This window comes from Hymenobacter monticola, from assembly GCF_022811645.1.
Lineage (GTDB): Bacteria > Bacteroidota > Bacteroidia > Cytophagales > Hymenobacteraceae > Hymenobacter > Hymenobacter monticola.
Genome location: NZ_CP094534.1, coordinates 111058 through 125629, shown reverse-complemented (window position 1 = coordinate 125629; position 14572 = coordinate 111058). Strand labels below are relative to the sequence as shown.

At 61.7% G+C, this 14572-nt stretch carries 11 protein-coding genes and 1 pseudogene; all 12 read left to right on the top strand.

Annotated features, from left to right (window positions below):
- Positions 1 to 219: 219 nt before the first annotated feature.
- The 12 genes and pseudogenes from MTP16_RS00600 (at position 220) to MTP16_RS00545 (ending at position 14570) form a co-directional block, all read left to right on the top strand.
- Positions 220 to 528: an ArsR/SmtB family transcription factor gene (locus MTP16_RS00600; RefSeq protein ID WP_243514962.1), complete on the top strand. Its 309-nt coding sequence runs from the start codon at positions 220 to 222 to the stop codon at positions 526 to 528.
- Positions 529 to 789: 261 nt separating this feature from the next.
- Entirely contained in the window at positions 790 to 1950 is a 1161-nt protein-coding gene (locus tag MTP16_RS00595) for an efflux RND transporter periplasmic adaptor subunit (RefSeq protein WP_243514959.1), read from the top strand.
- 15 nt (positions 1951 to 1965) lie between these two features.
- The gene (locus tag MTP16_RS00590; protein WP_243514956.1) at positions 1966 to 5142 is read left to right on the top strand and encodes an efflux RND transporter permease subunit; all 3177 of its coding nucleotides are present in this window, start codon (positions 1966 to 1968) and stop codon (positions 5140 to 5142) included.
- A gap of 5 nt (positions 5143 to 5147) precedes the next feature.
- Positions 5148 to 6578, top strand: a complete 1431-nt coding sequence (locus MTP16_RS00585) for a TolC family protein (RefSeq protein WP_243514953.1) — start codon at positions 5148 to 5150, stop codon at positions 6576 to 6578.
- 77 nt (positions 6579 to 6655) lie between these two features.
- On the top strand, positions 6656 to 6931 hold the full coding sequence (locus MTP16_RS00580) for an ArsR/SmtB family transcription factor (RefSeq protein WP_243514952.1): 276 nt from the start codon (positions 6656 to 6658) through the stop codon (positions 6929 to 6931).
- A gap of 93 nt (positions 6932 to 7024) precedes the next feature.
- A pseudogene (locus tag MTP16_RS00575) lies at positions 7025 to 7774 on the top strand (NADPH-dependent F420 reductase); the annotation flags it as partial.
- Between the two features lie 46 nt (positions 7775 to 7820).
- A complete protein-coding gene (locus tag MTP16_RS00570) occupies positions 7821 to 8726 on the top strand; it encodes an NmrA family NAD(P)-binding protein (protein ID WP_243514947.1) in 906 nt (301 codons plus the stop codon).
- Between the two features lie 90 nt (positions 8727 to 8816).
- Complete coding sequence (locus tag MTP16_RS00565) at positions 8817 to 9941, top strand: LLM class flavin-dependent oxidoreductase (RefSeq protein ID WP_262922652.1); 1125 nt, start codon at positions 8817 to 8819, stop codon at positions 9939 to 9941.
- A gap of 76 nt (positions 9942 to 10017) precedes the next feature.
- Positions 10018 to 11064, top strand: a complete 1047-nt coding sequence (locus MTP16_RS00560; RefSeq protein WP_243514941.1) for an LLM class flavin-dependent oxidoreductase — start codon at positions 10018 to 10020, stop codon at positions 11062 to 11064.
- A gap of 265 nt (positions 11065 to 11329) precedes the next feature.
- Positions 11330 to 13090, top strand: coding sequence for a helix-hairpin-helix domain-containing protein (locus tag MTP16_RS00555; protein WP_243514938.1), 1761 nt, complete (start codon positions 11330 to 11332; stop codon positions 13088 to 13090).
- Between the two features lie 119 nt (positions 13091 to 13209).
- A complete protein-coding gene (locus tag MTP16_RS00550) occupies positions 13210 to 14271 on the top strand; it encodes a glycosyltransferase family 9 protein (RefSeq protein WP_243514935.1) in 1062 nt (353 codons plus the stop codon).
- Positions 14272 to 14303: 32 nt separating this feature from the next.
- Complete coding sequence (locus tag MTP16_RS00545) at positions 14304 to 14570, top strand: UBP-type zinc finger domain-containing protein (protein ID WP_243514932.1); 267 nt, start codon at positions 14304 to 14306, stop codon at positions 14568 to 14570.
- Positions 14571 to 14572 lie beyond the last annotated feature (2 nt).

Genomic DNA, 14572 nt, shown 5'->3' with positions numbered 1-14572 from the left:
ATGACATAGGGAAACAGGTTCTCGTTACAGCAAAGACATGAAACACGCCCAGCGAATGAGCGGCTATATACGAAGCAGGGGAGGCGACGCATATCCCACGCAAAGCTGGCCCCTTCGTAGCTTTGAACAACTCGTTGCCTTGTGCAGCCAGCCGGCCAAAGGCAGCCCGCGCAGAAACTTTACGCCAGCTCGTGCCGTTGCAAACATCAGCGCATGCGCATGAATACAAAAAACGCCTCCGTGAACACCAATTCCCTCGTCAAATTAGCCAAAGCCCTGAGCGACCCCACCCGGCAGCGCCTCTTGCAGGAAATTGCCAAAGGGGATATCGCCGTGTGTGCCGACTTGTTTCAATACGTGCCCATCAGCCAGCCTTCCATGTCCCAGCACCTCAAAGCCCTCTCCGAGGCGGGCTTGATTGAGTCGCACAAAGAAGGCCGGAACATGTGCATGTCCATCAACGCGGAAAAGCTTAAGGAGTTGGAAGACTTCCTGCAACTGCTTAAACCGGCAGCTATTAAAGCTTGATGAATCCTCTGGACCGCAGGCGTTATCGTCGGCGGTTTTTACATCTTTAAAAACATTATTGATTGCTTATGCATTTATGGGTAGTACCTTTGCTGAAACATTGCAAGAAGGGCACTCGCTGCCAGCATATGCATTTGTCCAAGCTTTTTTTTGCCTTATTACATAAGCTCATGCTCATTAGATAATGTATTAGGGTCGATTAGTATCCCTCCAACGCACCTCGCATTTCACTCAGTACCCTTGTCTGGGCCGCTTTTTTCCATGAAACTATCTTCTCTTTTAGCTGGCAGCGTGCTGCTGGCGGGCTGCGCGGAGCAACAAGCCCCGCAACAGGCACTGGCTCCGCCGGCCCTGCCGGTACAAGCCCTGCATACCGGCACCGAAACCACCTACCAGGACTACCCGGCCTCCATTGAAGGCGTCGTCAACGTGGAGATTCGCCCGCAGGTAGCGGGGGTGCTCGACCGCATCCTGGTGGATGAGGGCGCGGCGGTGCGCAAAGGCCAGCCGCTGTTTAAAATCAACGACGCGCCCTTCCGCGAGCAACTCAACAATACCGTGGCTGCCCAACAGGCGGCGGCCGGGGCCGTCACCAGCGCCCAGGTAGAAGTGGACCGGTACGCGCCGCTGGTGCAAAACAAGGTCGTATCGGAGGTGCAGCTGAAAACGGCGCAGGCGGCCCTCACCGTGGCCCAGGCCAACCTGCAGCGGGCCAAGGCAGCTGTCAACAGCGCCCGCATCAACCTGGGCTACACCACCATTACGGCGCCCGTGAGCGGCTACTTGGGGCGGCTGCAAACCAAGCAAGGTAGCCTGGTCGGCCCCACCGATGCCCAGGCCCTGACGCAGCTCTCCGACGTGCACGAGGTGCACACCTACTTCGCGCTGGGCGAGGACGACTTCATCACCTTCCGCAACCAGTACGCGGGCCGCACACTGCAGGAAAAGCTCACACACCTACCACCGGTGGCCCTGGTGCTTTCCGACCAAAGCACCTACCCCACGCGGGGCAAGGTGGACGTGGTAGCCGGGCAATTTGACCGCACCACGGGCTCGGTCACGCTGCGGGCCACTTTCCCCAACGCCGACGGCCTGCTGCGCTCGGGCAACACGGGCACCATCCGGCTGGCCCTGCCGCACCCCAACGTGCTACTGGTGCCAGCGGCCGCAACGGTCGAGTTGCAGGACAAAGTATTCGTGTACGCCGTCGGCGACAGCAACCGCGTCCGCCGCCGGGCCATTACCATTCAGGGCAAGAATGGCGCGAATTATCTGGTGAGCGAGGGCGTGAAAAACGGCGAGCGGATTGTGCTGCAAGGCGTCGACCACTTGCAGGAAGGCCAGATTATTCAGCCCACCGCGCCGGCTCCGGCCAGCGTCAGCCTCACCACGGGCAAAGCCGCGGCTGCCTCTACTTTGTAATAAGCTACTCGTCTCATGTTTAAGGTATTTATTGAGCGGCCCGTCCTCTCAACCGTCATCTCCATTTTGCTGGTGATAGTGGGGGCGCTGGCCTTGTGGAAGCTGCCCATTCAGCAGTTTCCCGACATTGCGCCTCCGGCCGTGCAGGTCACGGCGCTCTACCCCGGGGCCAACGCCGAAACGCTGCTGCGCTCGGTGGCGCCCTCGCTGGAGGAGGCCATCAACGGCGTGGAGCACATGGTGTACATGAGCTCGACGGCCAGCAACGACGGCTCGCTGGTTATCAGCGTCAACTTCCAGCTGGGTACCGACCCCGACCAGGCGGCCGTGAACGTGCAAAACCGCGTGGCCCAGGCCACCAGCCAGCTGCCGGCCGAGGTGGTGCAGCAGGGCGTGACCGTGGCCAAGCAGCAAAACAGCTTCGTGATGCTGCTCAACCTCTACTCGGACGACCCGAAGCAATACGACCAGACGTTTCTGGACAACTACGCCCAAATCAACCTGGTGCCCGAAATCAAGCGCATCTCGGGCGTGGGGTCGACGGTGCTGTTTGGGGGCAACCGCGCCTACTCCATGCGCATCTGGTTGAAGCCAGCCCAGCTGGCCAGCTACAACCTGACGCCCGCCGAGGTGATGGCCGCCATTCAGGACAAGAACCTGGAGGCCGCCCCCGGCCGCCTGGGCGAAAGCAGCCAGGAAGCCTTTGAGTACGTCATCAAATACAAGGGCAAGCGCAGCCAGCCCCTGGACTACGAAAACATGATTATTCGGGCCAACCCCGACGGTTCGATGCTGCGCCTGAAGGACGTGGCGCGGGTCGAGCTGGGCTCGGCCTCCTACAACAGCAACGTGCGCATTTCGGGCAAGCCGGGCATCAACATCGGCGTGTTTCAGGCGGCCGGCTCCAACGCCAACGAGCTGCAGATTGCCGTGGGCCAGGTGATGAAAAAGCTGGAGAAAAACCTGCCCGCCGGCGTGAAGCAGCAAACGATGTACAGCACCAAAGTGGCGCTGGACTTGTCCATCGAGCAGGTCGAGCACACGCTGGTTGAGGCGTTTATCCTGGTGTTCCTGGTGGTGTTCATCTTCCTGCAGGACTTCCGCTCCACGCTGATTCCGGCCATAGCCGTGCCGGTGGCCATCGTGGGCACGTTCTTCTTCATGCAGGTGATGGGCTTTACCATCAACCTGCTCACGCTCTTTGCCTTGGTGCTGGCCATTGGCATTGTAGTCGACGACGCCATCGTGGTCGTCGAGGCCGTGCACAGCAAGCTGGAAGAGGGCACCCACTCGGTGAAAGAAGCCACCACCAGTGCCATGAGCGAGATTACGGGAGCCATTATTTCGATTACCCTGGTCATGGCCGCCGTGTTTCTGCCGGTGGGCTTTCTGGAAGGCTCGACCGGCGTATTCTACCGGCAGTTTGCCTTCACCATGGCCATTGCCATCGTCATCTCGGCCGTGAACGCGCTGACCCTGAGCCCCGCCCTGGCGGCGCTATTCCTCAAGCACACCCCGCACGACCACGACGCCGAGCACCCCGCGCCCAGCACGTTTAAGACCCGCTTTTTTGCGGGCTTCAACCGCAGCTTCGAGCGGCTGACTTCCCGCTACGTGGGCAGCATCCGGTTTTTGGTGCGCCACAAGTGGGTGGGGCTGAGCAGCCTGGTGCTGGTGGTGATGCTCACTGGCTGGCTGGCCAAGCGCACGCCCACGGGCTTTATCCCGTCCGAAGACCAGGGCTTTATCGCCATTTCCATGGCGCTGCCGGCGGGCTCGTCGCTGGACCGCTCCAACCATATTGCTCAGGAGATTGAGCAGCAGCTGCAAGCCATGCCCGCCGTTGACAAAATCAACTTGCTCAGCGGCTTCAACATTCTGACTTCCTCCAGCTCCTCCTCGGCCCTCACCCTGTTCGTCATCCTGAAGCCCACCAAGGAACGGGGGGCGGTGCAGGACATCAACGCCATCATGGCGACCATGCGCGAGAAGGCGGCCACCATCAAAGGGGCCGATACCTTCGTGTTTACTACGCCCACGGTGCCGGGCTTCGGCAACGTGGAGGGGCTGGAAGTGGTGTTGCAGGACCGCACCGGCGGCTCGCTGCCCAAGCTCGGGCAGGTGGGCCAGGAGTTTATCGGCGAGCTGATGAAGCAGCCCGCCATCGGGGTGGCCTTCACCTCGTTCCGGGCCGACTACCCGCAGCTGGAAGCCGAAGTAGACGAGGTGAAAGCCGCCCAGCTGGGCGTGAGCGTAAAAGCGGTGCTCCAAACCATGCAGGCCTACTTCGGCAGCGCCCAGGCCTCGGACTTCAACCGCTTCGGCAAGTACTACCGCGTCATCGTGCAGGCCGACCAGGCCAACCGCGCCGACCCCACGGCCCTCAACGGGGCCTTCGTGAAGAACGACCGGGGCGAGATGGTGCCCCTGCGCACGCTGGTGCGCCTCAAGCGGGTGTTCGGGCCCGAGACGGCCTCGCGCTTCAACCTCTTCAACTCGCTCACCATCAACGCCACGCCCAAGCCGGGCTACAGCTCCGGCGATGCCATTAAGGCCGTAGAGGCGGTGGCGGAGAAGCACCTGCCTTCGGGCTACACCTACGAGTATTCGGGCCTGACGCGGGAGGAAATTTCGTCGGGCAGCCAGTCGGCCGTCGTGTTTCTGATGTGCCTGGTGTTCGTGTATTTTCTGCTGGCGGCCCAGTACGAGAGCTACATTCTGCCCTTCGCCGTGCTGCTGTCGCTGCCGGCGGGCATGGTGGGGGTATTCGCGGCCATCGGTTTTGCGGGTATTACCAACAACATCTACGTGCAGGTGGCTTTGATTATGCTCATCGGCCTGCTGGCCAAAAACGCCATCCTCATCGTGGAGTTTGCCTTGCAGCGCCGTCACGCGGGCGAGCCGCTGGTGCGGGCCGCCCTCAACGCCTCGGCCTCGCGCCTGCGCCCCATCCTGATGACCTCGCTGGCCTTTGTGGCCGGCATGTTGCCCATGATGGGGGCGCAGGGCCCCTCCGCCCTGGGCAACCATTCCATCAGCATCGCGGCGGCGGGCGGCATGCTCTCGGGCGTGGTGCTGGGCCTGTTCCTCATCCCGCTGCTGTTCGTAATTTTTCAACGCCTCAACGAGCGCCTCAGTGGCACGCCCCACGCCGTCCCGGCCCGGGTGCCGGCCCACGCCACGGTTAGCTAACCTCCATGACTACTCTTCAAAATCCACCCCGGCGCCTGCTGGCGCTGGGGCTAGCCACTCTGCTGGTTATCGCCGCCTCGTGCAACGTGGCCAGGAACATTCCGCTGCCCACGCTGCCGCTGCCCGCCACCTACCGCACGGCCCCCACCGCCGATACGGCTTCCATTGCGGGCCTGCCGTGGCGCAGCTTCTTCGCCGAGCCGGCCTTGCAGCAGCTGCTCGACAGCGCCACCGTGCGCAACAACGACTTGCAGCTGGCGCTGCGCAACATCGCCTCGGCCGAGGCCACCCTCAAGCAGGCCCGCTGGGGCAACGTGCCGGCCGTGAGCTTGCAGGCCGGCGTGACCACCAACCGGCCTTCGGGCAACAGCCTGAACGGCATTTCCCTTAGCCAGTTCCTGGGCACCAAGCACATCGAAGACTACAACCTGGCGGCGGCCGTAAGCTGGGAGGCCGACATCTGGGGCAAAATCCGCAACCGCACGGCCGAGGCCCGGGCCGCCTACCTGCAAAGCCAGGAAGCCCGCAAGGCAGTGCAAACCCAGGTGGTGGCCCAGGTAGCCCAGGGCTACTACAACCTCTTGCTGCTGGACACCCAGCTGGCCGTGGCCCGGCGCAACGTGGCGCTCACCGACAGCACCTTGCGCTTTACCCGCCTGCAGTTCACGGCCGGCCAGGTCACGGCGCTGGCCGTGCAGCAGGTGGAGGCGCAGCGCCTGCTGGCGGCCGGCCTCATCCCGCAGTTCGAGCAAGGCATCACGGTGCAGGAAAACGCCCTGAGCATCCTGGCCGGGCGCCTGCCGGGCGGCATCCGCCGCAGCGGCAACTTACTGGCGCTGCAGGTGCCGGTGGTGGCCGCGGCCGGCGTGCCAGCGGCCCTGCTGGCCCGGCGGCCCGACGTGCGCACCGCCGAGCTGGCCCTCGACCGGGCCAACGCCGCGGTGGGCTACACCAAAGCCGCGCTCTACCCCACGCTTTCCATCACCGCCCAAGGCGGCCTCAATGCCTTCCAGGCCAGCAACTGGTTTAGTGTGCCCGCCTCGTTGTTTGGCCTAGCCACCGGGGGTCTCACGCAGCCACTGCTACAGCGGCGCGCCCTGCGCACGCAGTACGAGCTGGCCCAGCTAGACCGGGAACGCACCGTTATTCAGTTCCGGCAGCAAGTACTGGTGGCCGTCGGCGAGGTTTCCGACGCCCTGGGGCAGGTAGCGCGCACTCAGACCCAGCAAACCATCGCCACCGACCGGGTGCGGGCCCTGCGACTGGCCACCAACAGCGCCGGTCAGCTTTTCCGCAGCGGCCTGGCCAGCTACCTGGAAGTCATTACAGCCCAAAGCAACGCCCTGCAAAGCGAGTTGGAGCTGGCTTCTCTGAAGCGCAGCCAGCTGGAAGCCAATGTGGAACTGTATCGGGCCGTGGGCGGCGGCTGGCAGTAAGAAGCGCCCGTCTTCTCACCCTCCCTACTTCGACCAGCGAATGCCCGGCGATATCCTCCTATTCCCACCCTACTGCTATGGATACCAAGTCCCTCGTCAAGCTAGCCAAGTCGCTGAGCGACCCCACCCGCCTGCGCATGCTGCAGGAGATAGCGCGGGCGCAGCGGCTGGGATGCGCCAATCTGTATGAGTTTGTACCCATCAGCCAGCCCTCCATGTCGCAGCACGTGAAGGCCTTAGTCGATGCAGGGCTGGTCAATTCGTGCAAGGAGGGCCGCAACATGTACTTGACTATCAATACGGAAAAGCTGCAGGAGCTGGAAAGTTTCCTGCAGCTGCTGAAGATGAGCTAGCTCTTTTGCTGCAAGCCGCTGCGTAACAATGTGTTTCCAGAAAGGGCCTAAGGAGGGCCTCCTGGTGGAAACGATAAACCACTTAACTCCCATCCCATGAAAATCGGAATCATTGGCACCGGCCCCGTCGGGGGCTCCCTCGCCAAAAACCTGGCCGCCCTTGGCCATCAGGTGAAAGTGACCAACACCCGCCAGCCGGCCGAACTGGCCCGCAAAGCCCAGGAATTGGGGGCTAGCCCCGCCACCCTGCAAGAGGTGGTGCAGGACGTGGACCTCGTTTTTATCGCCGTGCCATTCAAGGTACTTGACGAGTTTCCCAAAGACCTGTTCCGGTCGTTGCCCCCCGAGGTAATTGTGGTTGATACCGGCAACTACTACCCCTTCCGGGACGAGAAAATCGACGCGCTGGAGCAGGGCCAGCCGGAGAGCGTGCTGGCGGCCGAGCAGCTGGGCCGCCCCTTGCTGAAAGCCTTCAACAACTTGTTGGCCGAGACGATTGCCAGCGGCGGCACCGCGCCCGGCACGCCCGGCCGCATTGCCCTCTCCATTGCGGGAGATGATGAGCGCGCCAAACAAGTTCTGTCCGACCTCTGCAACGACTTCGGCTTCGACGTGGTGGACGGGGGTAGCCTGGCCGACTCGTGGCGGCAGCAGCCCGGCACGCCGGCCTACTGCACCGAGCTCACGGCCCCGGAGCTAACCCACGCCCTGGCCAACGCCGTGCCCGGCAAGGCCCCGCAGATACGCGACCAGATAATCTCGGAACTGCTGCAACGCGAAGCCTGGCCCACCCGCGAAGAAGTAGTGGCCGGCAACCGCGCCCGGCAGCTAGGTAATGCGTAGCCAGTCCAGGCCCTACCAACCGAATACAACTTCAATGCACACGCAAATGGAAAACCAGCAACACCCGACCGTCCTAGTCTTGGGCGCCAGCGGCACCATCGGCCGTCAAGTGGTCAAAGACCTGGAAGGTCAAGCCGTCAACGTACGCATCACGTCGCGCAACCAGGAGACGGTAGAACAGCTTCGCCGCGACGGAAAAGACGGCCATTACCTGGACCTGGATGACCCCAGAACCTTCGCGCTGGCGCTGGCCGGGGTGGACCGGGTGTTTCTGCTAACCGGCTACACGGTGGCCATGCTCACGCAAAGCAAAACCCTGGTGGACGCGGCCAAGAAAGCTGGCGTCCGCCATATCGTGCACGTGGGCGTGTTCGCGGAGTGGGATACGACCGACGCGCACTTTGCCTGGCACCAGCTGATTGAAAAGTACATCGAGGCCAGCGGCATCGCCTGGACCCACCTCCATCCGAACATGTTTATGGAGGTGTTTACCGGGCTGTATATCCCCAAGAATCTAATCTACACCAGCTACTGGGATGACCGCCGAGTCGGCTACATTGCCTCTAGTGATATTGCGGCAGTAGCCGCCAAAGCCCTCGTCGACGGCCCCGAGCGGCACGGTGGTCAGCATTACTGGCTAAGCGTGGAAACCTTCAACGGCCAGGAAATTGCGGCGCTGTTGAGCGAAGTTACCGGCCTGGAAATCAAGCACGAAAACAAAGGGCTGGAAGGCTTTAAAGAGCTGATTGAAACGTTGCTGGCGAATGGAGCGGAGAGCTGGTACGCGAAGGCCAACCTTGACTTTGTGACGCAGATGCTCGACGGCAGAATGTCCTATATGTCCATGGTGCAAAACGATATCCCGTACGTTCTCGGCAGACCTGCTAAGACCCTCCGGGAATTTCTGGAAGAGCATAAAGCGGCGATTGTGGCGTCAGCTGGGTCGATATAAAGAACAGGCAGGTGCTGGATATCATCGGCCAGGTCTACGCCAGTCGGCCAGGTTCTGCCGGGGCAAAAGCACGCATTTATACTTCTTGCAATGACCAACCGAAAAACGTTAAAACTGGCCGCAGTCATTGATGGGCCGGGGTGGAATTTCTCCTCCTGGCGACACCCCGATATGCCCGCCGACGCCGGCGAAAACATTGATTTCTTCATTCAACAGGCGCAGCTTGCGGAGCAGGCCAAATTCGAAACCCTGTTTTTGTACGACGTGAGCCACGTCGGCCCCGGCAACATCCCCTACTACCTGAGCATGTTCGAAGGGGGGGCGCTCATGTCCGCCCTGGCCATGAAAACGGAGCGCATCGGCCTCTCCATGACGGCTTCGACCTCCTACACCGACCCCTACAATCTAGCCCGACAGGTCTTGTCGTTGGACAAACTCAGCAAGGGCCGGGCGTCGCTGAATGCCATCACCTCCAATCCGGGCGGGATGGTGAACTTCAGCCGGGGCCACCTCGGCAAGGCCGACCAGTACCCCATGCACGAGGAGTTTCTGGAAATTCTGCTGGGTTTGTGGGACACGTACGAGGACGACGCCTTTCCCCGGGATAAAGCGAGCGGTGTGTTTCTGAATCCGCGTAAGATGCACCCGGTTAATTATCGGGGCCAGTACTTCTCCGTGGATGGGCCGCTGAATCTTAGCCGCTCGGTGCAGGGCCGGCCGGTTTTGTACATGGCCGGTAGCTCCCCCACCTTCGTGGACTTGGCTACGTCCTACACCGACGGGGTCTTCATGGCAGGCAGTACCTTTGAGGAAACGGTATTGCTCGCGAATGCGCTGAAGACGAAGCTGCTCGAGAAAGGCCGGCTGCCCGAACACTTTGTGGGGGCCATTTCGCAAAACCCCATCGTGGGCCGCACCGATGCCGAGGCCTACCAGAAGTACCGGGAAATCCTCGCGCTGGGCCCGTACTCGCACACCCCCGTTCCCTTGTTTATGGGCTCGGCCGAACGAGTTGCCACGGAAATACAGCGTTGGTATGAAGCCGGGGCCATCGACATGTTCATGGTTCGGCAAGACCACCCCCACGGGCTACGGGATTTTATCGAGCTGGTGGTGCCCATCCTGCAGGAACGCGGCCTTTTTCACACGGAGTACGAGGCCGAAACCCTGCGGGGAAATCTCGGCCTGCCAAAACCCGCGTTCCGAACCATTTAATCCGCGCCTTCCTTCTCTTTCCTGCTATTCAAGCATCTGGCCTGGTGCTACCCACGGCCGCTAATCTAAAGAAGCCATGCCTACGCCTGTTAACGAGTCCGGCCGCCCGGAAAAGTCACCGGTCGCCTACTCCATATTAGACCTGGCCATCGTGTCGCAGGGCCACACCATCAAGCAGACCCTGAGCAATTCGCTGGCGCTGGCCCAGGCCGCCGAAGCCGCCGGCTACACCCGCTACTGGCTGGCCGAGCACCACAATTCCGACAACATTGGCAGCAGCGCCACCTCGCTGCTTATCGGGTACGTGGCAGAAAACACGGCCACCATCCGCGTGGGCTCGGGCGGCATCATGCTGCCCAATCACTCGCCCTTGATTGTGGCCGAGCAGTTCGGCACCCTGGCGCATTTGTACCCGGGCCGAATTGATTTGGGCCTGGGACGAGCCGCCGGCACCGACTCGCAAACCGCGCAGGCCATCCGCTCGGATTTCATGCAGGCAGCTCACTCTTTCCCCCGCGAAATCAGCAAAATCCAAGAATACTTTTCGCCGGAAAATAAGCACGCCGCCGTTCGGGCCCCGGTGGCCGAGGGCACCGACGTGCCCCTGTACATTCTGGGCTCCAGCACCGATAGCGCGCATCTGGCGGCCAAGCTGGGCTTGCCGTACGCGTTTGCCAGCCACTTTGCCTCTATCCACCTGCTCAACGCACTGCGCATCTACCGCGAGGAGTTTCAGCCATCGGCCACGCTGCAGCAGCCTTACACCCTGGTGGCCCTGAACGCTTACGTGGCCGACACCGACGCAGAAGCCCAGCAGCAATTCACTTCCCTGATTCGCATGTTTGTCGCACTGCTGACCGGGGGCGCCCGGGAGCCCCTGCAGCCTCCCACGCCCATGACCGATGAACTGGCCGACATGTGGCACCACCCCGCCGTGCAGCAAATGCTGAAATACTCCTTCGTGGGCAGCAAAGCCACCGTGAAGCAGCAACTGCAGGCGTTTCTGGCCGAGACCCAGGCCGATGAGCTCATCATGGCCTCTACCATGTACGCTTCAGAAGACCGGATAAAATCCGCGCAGTTGTTTGCCGAAATTATGACGGAGTTGAACGAGGGCCGGTAGGCTGGGAAACCATTGAGAGACCTGCCTTCCGGGGCTTGCCAGGCTGGTTCGATTAAATACTCATGAGCCGCTTGGCGGTTGCCTCTAAGAAGGTCAGTTTAAGTAGGGGAGACTAGCGTCTTTATTCGCCAGCTCAACAAAGGCAAACGAGCCAAAGGAGGGCGTTTCAGCAACCTACGCGGAAACGGCGCGGCTGGCCGCCCGGGCCGCTTTCCGCGTAAGCAGTTGGGTACGCTACTTTCGCCTTTCCAACAACAACTCTCCCGTGGATAACCGCGCCCTCACCCGCGCCTTCAAGCTGGCTGCCCAGCTGATGGAGCTGCACGACGAAAACCCGTTTAAAATCCGCGCCATCGAAGGCACGGCCAACGCCCTGGAGGCCCTGGGCTTCCCCGTGGCCGAGGTGGAGCGCTCCGGCCTGCCCGACCGCACCGGGCTGAGCAAAACCGCCGCCGCCAAAGTAGCCGAGCTGCTCGACACCGGCACGTTTTCGGACCTGCAGCGCCTGTTGGAAGTGACGCCGCCCGGCGTGGTGGAAATGCTGAAAATCAAAGGCATTGGCCCCAAGAAAATTCGCAGCCTGTGGCGCGAGCTGGGCATTGAAACCATTGAGCAATTGCGCGAAGCCGCCGAAACCGACCAGGTGAGCAAGCTCAAAGGCTTCGGCAAGAAAACCCAGGAAGGCATTCTGGAAGCGCTGGAGTTTGCCGGCCAAAGCCAGGGCAAATTGCTTTACCCGCAGGCCGAGCAGCTGGCCGACGACCTGGCCCAACGCCTGCGCGAAACCCTGAAAACCGCGCAGGTGGCCGTGGCCGGCGAAATCCGCCGCCGCCTCGAAACTGTGGAAACCGTGCGCCTCGTGGCCGCTACCGAGCAGCCCGCCGGCGCCCACGCGCTGCTGAACGGCCTGGAAGGCCTCACGGCCGACCCGCGCCGCTCGGGTCCGTTTGCCTGGCGCGGCCGGGCTACGGAGTCGGGCGTGCAGGTGGAGGTGCTGCTGGTGGCGCCCGAAGCTTTCGCCACCGAGGTATTTCTGAATTCCGCCGCCGGCGAGCATCTCGACGAGGCCTTGCCCGGCGTTCAGGGCCACGGCGGCAGGGCACCGGCCACGCTGCGCCAGTTGGCCCGGCGCGAAAGATTTGAGCAGGAAGAAGCGCTGTACGAGACGGCCTGCCTGCAGTTCATCGTGCCCGAGCTGCGCGAAGGCCTGGGTGAAATCGCCCTTGCCGCCGACAAAAAGCTGCCCCGCCTACTGGAAGACGGCGACTTGCGCGGCTCGCTGCACAACCATAGCACCTGGTCCGACGGCAACCACAGCATCCGCGAGATGGCTACCTGGCTGCGCGACCACAACTACCAGTACCTGGGCCTTTGCGACCACAGCCAGGCCGCCCACTATGCCAATGGCCTCAGCGTGGAGCGCGTGCGCCAGCAGCAGCAGGAAATCGACCAGCTGAACACCGAGCTTGCTCCGTTTCGCATTTTCAAAGGCATCGAGAGCGACATTCTCGGCGACGGCTCGCTCGACTATCCTGCCGACGTGCTGGCCAGCTTCGACTTCATCGTGGCCTCGGTGCACTCCAACCTGAAAATGGACGAGCGCAAGGCCACCGACCGCCTGCTGCGCGCCATCGAAAACCCCTACACCACCATGCTGGGCCACCCCACCGGCCGCCTGCTGCTGCGCCGCCAAGGGTACCCCATCGACTACGAAGCCGTCATCGACGCCTGCGCCCAGCACCAGGTCGTCATCGAAATCAACGCCAACCCCTGGCGCCTCGACCTAGACTGGCGCTGGGTGCGCTACGCCCTCGACCAGGGCGTGATGCTCAGCATCAACCCCGACGCCCACCACACCAACGGCTACGAAGACATGCGCTACGGCGTGCTAATGGGCCGCAAAGGCCTGCTGACCAAAGAAATGACCCTCAACGCCAAAACGGTGGAAGAAATAGCGGCCTACTTCGAGCAGCGCAAAGCCAACATCACGCCCCCGCTGGAATACAAAAAGTCGTTGTTTGAGTAGGGAATAACTTTAGAACGTCATGCTGAGCTTGTCGAAGCATCTCTACCGAGAAATTAAATGAATACTTCAGCGGTAGAGATGCTTCGACAAGCTCAGCATGACGTTTTGACGAGCTAAAAATGAAAATTCTCGTTCTCCGCTTTTCCTCCATCGGCGACATCGTGCTGACTACGCCGGTGGTGCGGGCCCTGGCCCAGCAGGTGCCTGGTGCGGAGGTGCATTTTGCCACCAAGCCCGCCTACCGCGGCCTGTTGGAACCCAACCCCTACATCAACAAAGTGCACTGCCTTACCGGCAGCTTGAGCGAACTGGTGCAGGCCCTGAAAGCCGAACGGTTTGACTACATCGTCGACTTACACAACAACCTGCGCACCCGGCTCATCAAGCTCCGCTTGGGGGTCAAATCAAGCAGCTTCGACAAGCTGAACTGGCAGAAGTGGCTATTGGTCAACTTCAAGGTTGATAAAATGCCGCGCATGCACATTGTGCAACGCTACCTCGCGGCCGCCGCGCCACTGGGCGTGCGAGACGACGGCCGCGGGCTCGATTATTTCATCCCCGCTGGCCAGGAAGTAGACGTAACCACGCTGTCCGCACCCTTCCAGCGCGGCTACGTGGCCGTGGCCATTGGTGCGCAGCACGCCACCAAGCGCCTGCCCGTGGAAAAGCTCATCGAACTGTGTACCAAGCTGGCCCAGCCCGTGGTGCTACTCGGCGGGCCTGAAGACGAAAGCATCGGCCACGTCATCGAGCAGGCATTTGAGACACAGGCCGCAACAGCTGAAAAGGCTGATGTCATACCCGACAGCCCGTATTATTTCCCGGCCAAACCCCTGAATCCCCAGGTTCCTCGAACCCTGATTCACAACGGTTGTGGGCGTTATTCGCTGCATCAGTCCGCCTCGCTGTTGCGGCAAGCACTGTTTGTGGTTAGCCACGACACCGGCCTGATGCACATTGCGGCGGCCTTCGGCAAGGAAATTTTCAGTGTGTGGGGCAATACTGTACCCGCTTTCGGCATGTACCCCTACAAAACCGAATTCCGCGTGCTGGAAGTGCCGGGACTGCCCTGCCGCCCCTGCTCCAAAATCGGCTTCGAGAAGTGCCCGCAAGGCCATTTTAAGTGCATGCGCAACCAGACGCTGAACCTGGAGTTGCCACCCTCGCGCGATGGCCGCTGAGGATTTAATGTCCGTTTTATTACCTTCATCCCATGCCCGAGCCCTGCCAGCACCTCACCTCCCTCACCAGCCTCAAAACCGTCCCCTCGCACGTGTGCCCCGAATGCGTGGCCCTCGGCGATACCTGGGTGCACCTGCGCACGTGCCAGGAGTGCGGCCACGTGGGCTGCTGCGACAACTCCAAAAACCAGCACGCCACCAAGCATTTCCAAGCCACCGAGCACCCCGTCATCGCCTCCGCCGAGCCCGGCGAACGGTGGCTCTGGTGCTACGTGGACGAGGAAATGGCGGAGTACTAAGC

Coding starts and splice junctions, on each gene's coding strand:
- MTP16_RS00565 (WP_262922652.1), top strand. CDS start 8,817: ATGACCAACCGAAAAACGTTAAAACTGGCCGCAGTCATTGATGGGCCG.
- MTP16_RS00585 (WP_243514953.1), top strand. CDS start 5,148: ATGACTACTCTTCAAAATCCACCCCGGCGCCTGCTGGCGCTGGGGCTA.
- MTP16_RS00590 (WP_243514956.1), top strand. CDS start 1,966: ATGTTTAAGGTATTTATTGAGCGGCCCGTCCTCTCAACCGTCATCTCC.
- MTP16_RS00545 (WP_243514932.1), top strand. CDS start 14,304: ATGCCCGAGCCCTGCCAGCACCTCACCTCCCTCACCAGCCTCAAAACC.
- MTP16_RS00600 (WP_243514962.1), top strand. CDS start 220: ATGAATACAAAAAACGCCTCCGTGAACACCAATTCCCTCGTCAAATTA.
- MTP16_RS00550 (WP_243514935.1), top strand. CDS start 13,210: ATGAAAATTCTCGTTCTCCGCTTTTCCTCCATCGGCGACATCGTGCTG.
- MTP16_RS00560 (WP_243514941.1), top strand. CDS start 10,018: ATGCCTACGCCTGTTAACGAGTCCGGCCGCCCGGAAAAGTCACCGGTC.
- MTP16_RS00570 (WP_243514947.1), top strand. CDS start 7,821: ATGGAAAACCAGCAACACCCGACCGTCCTAGTCTTGGGCGCCAGCGGC.
- MTP16_RS00580 (WP_243514952.1), top strand. CDS start 6,656: ATGGATACCAAGTCCCTCGTCAAGCTAGCCAAGTCGCTGAGCGACCCC.
- MTP16_RS00595 (WP_243514959.1), top strand. CDS start 790: ATGAAACTATCTTCTCTTTTAGCTGGCAGCGTGCTGCTGGCGGGCTGC.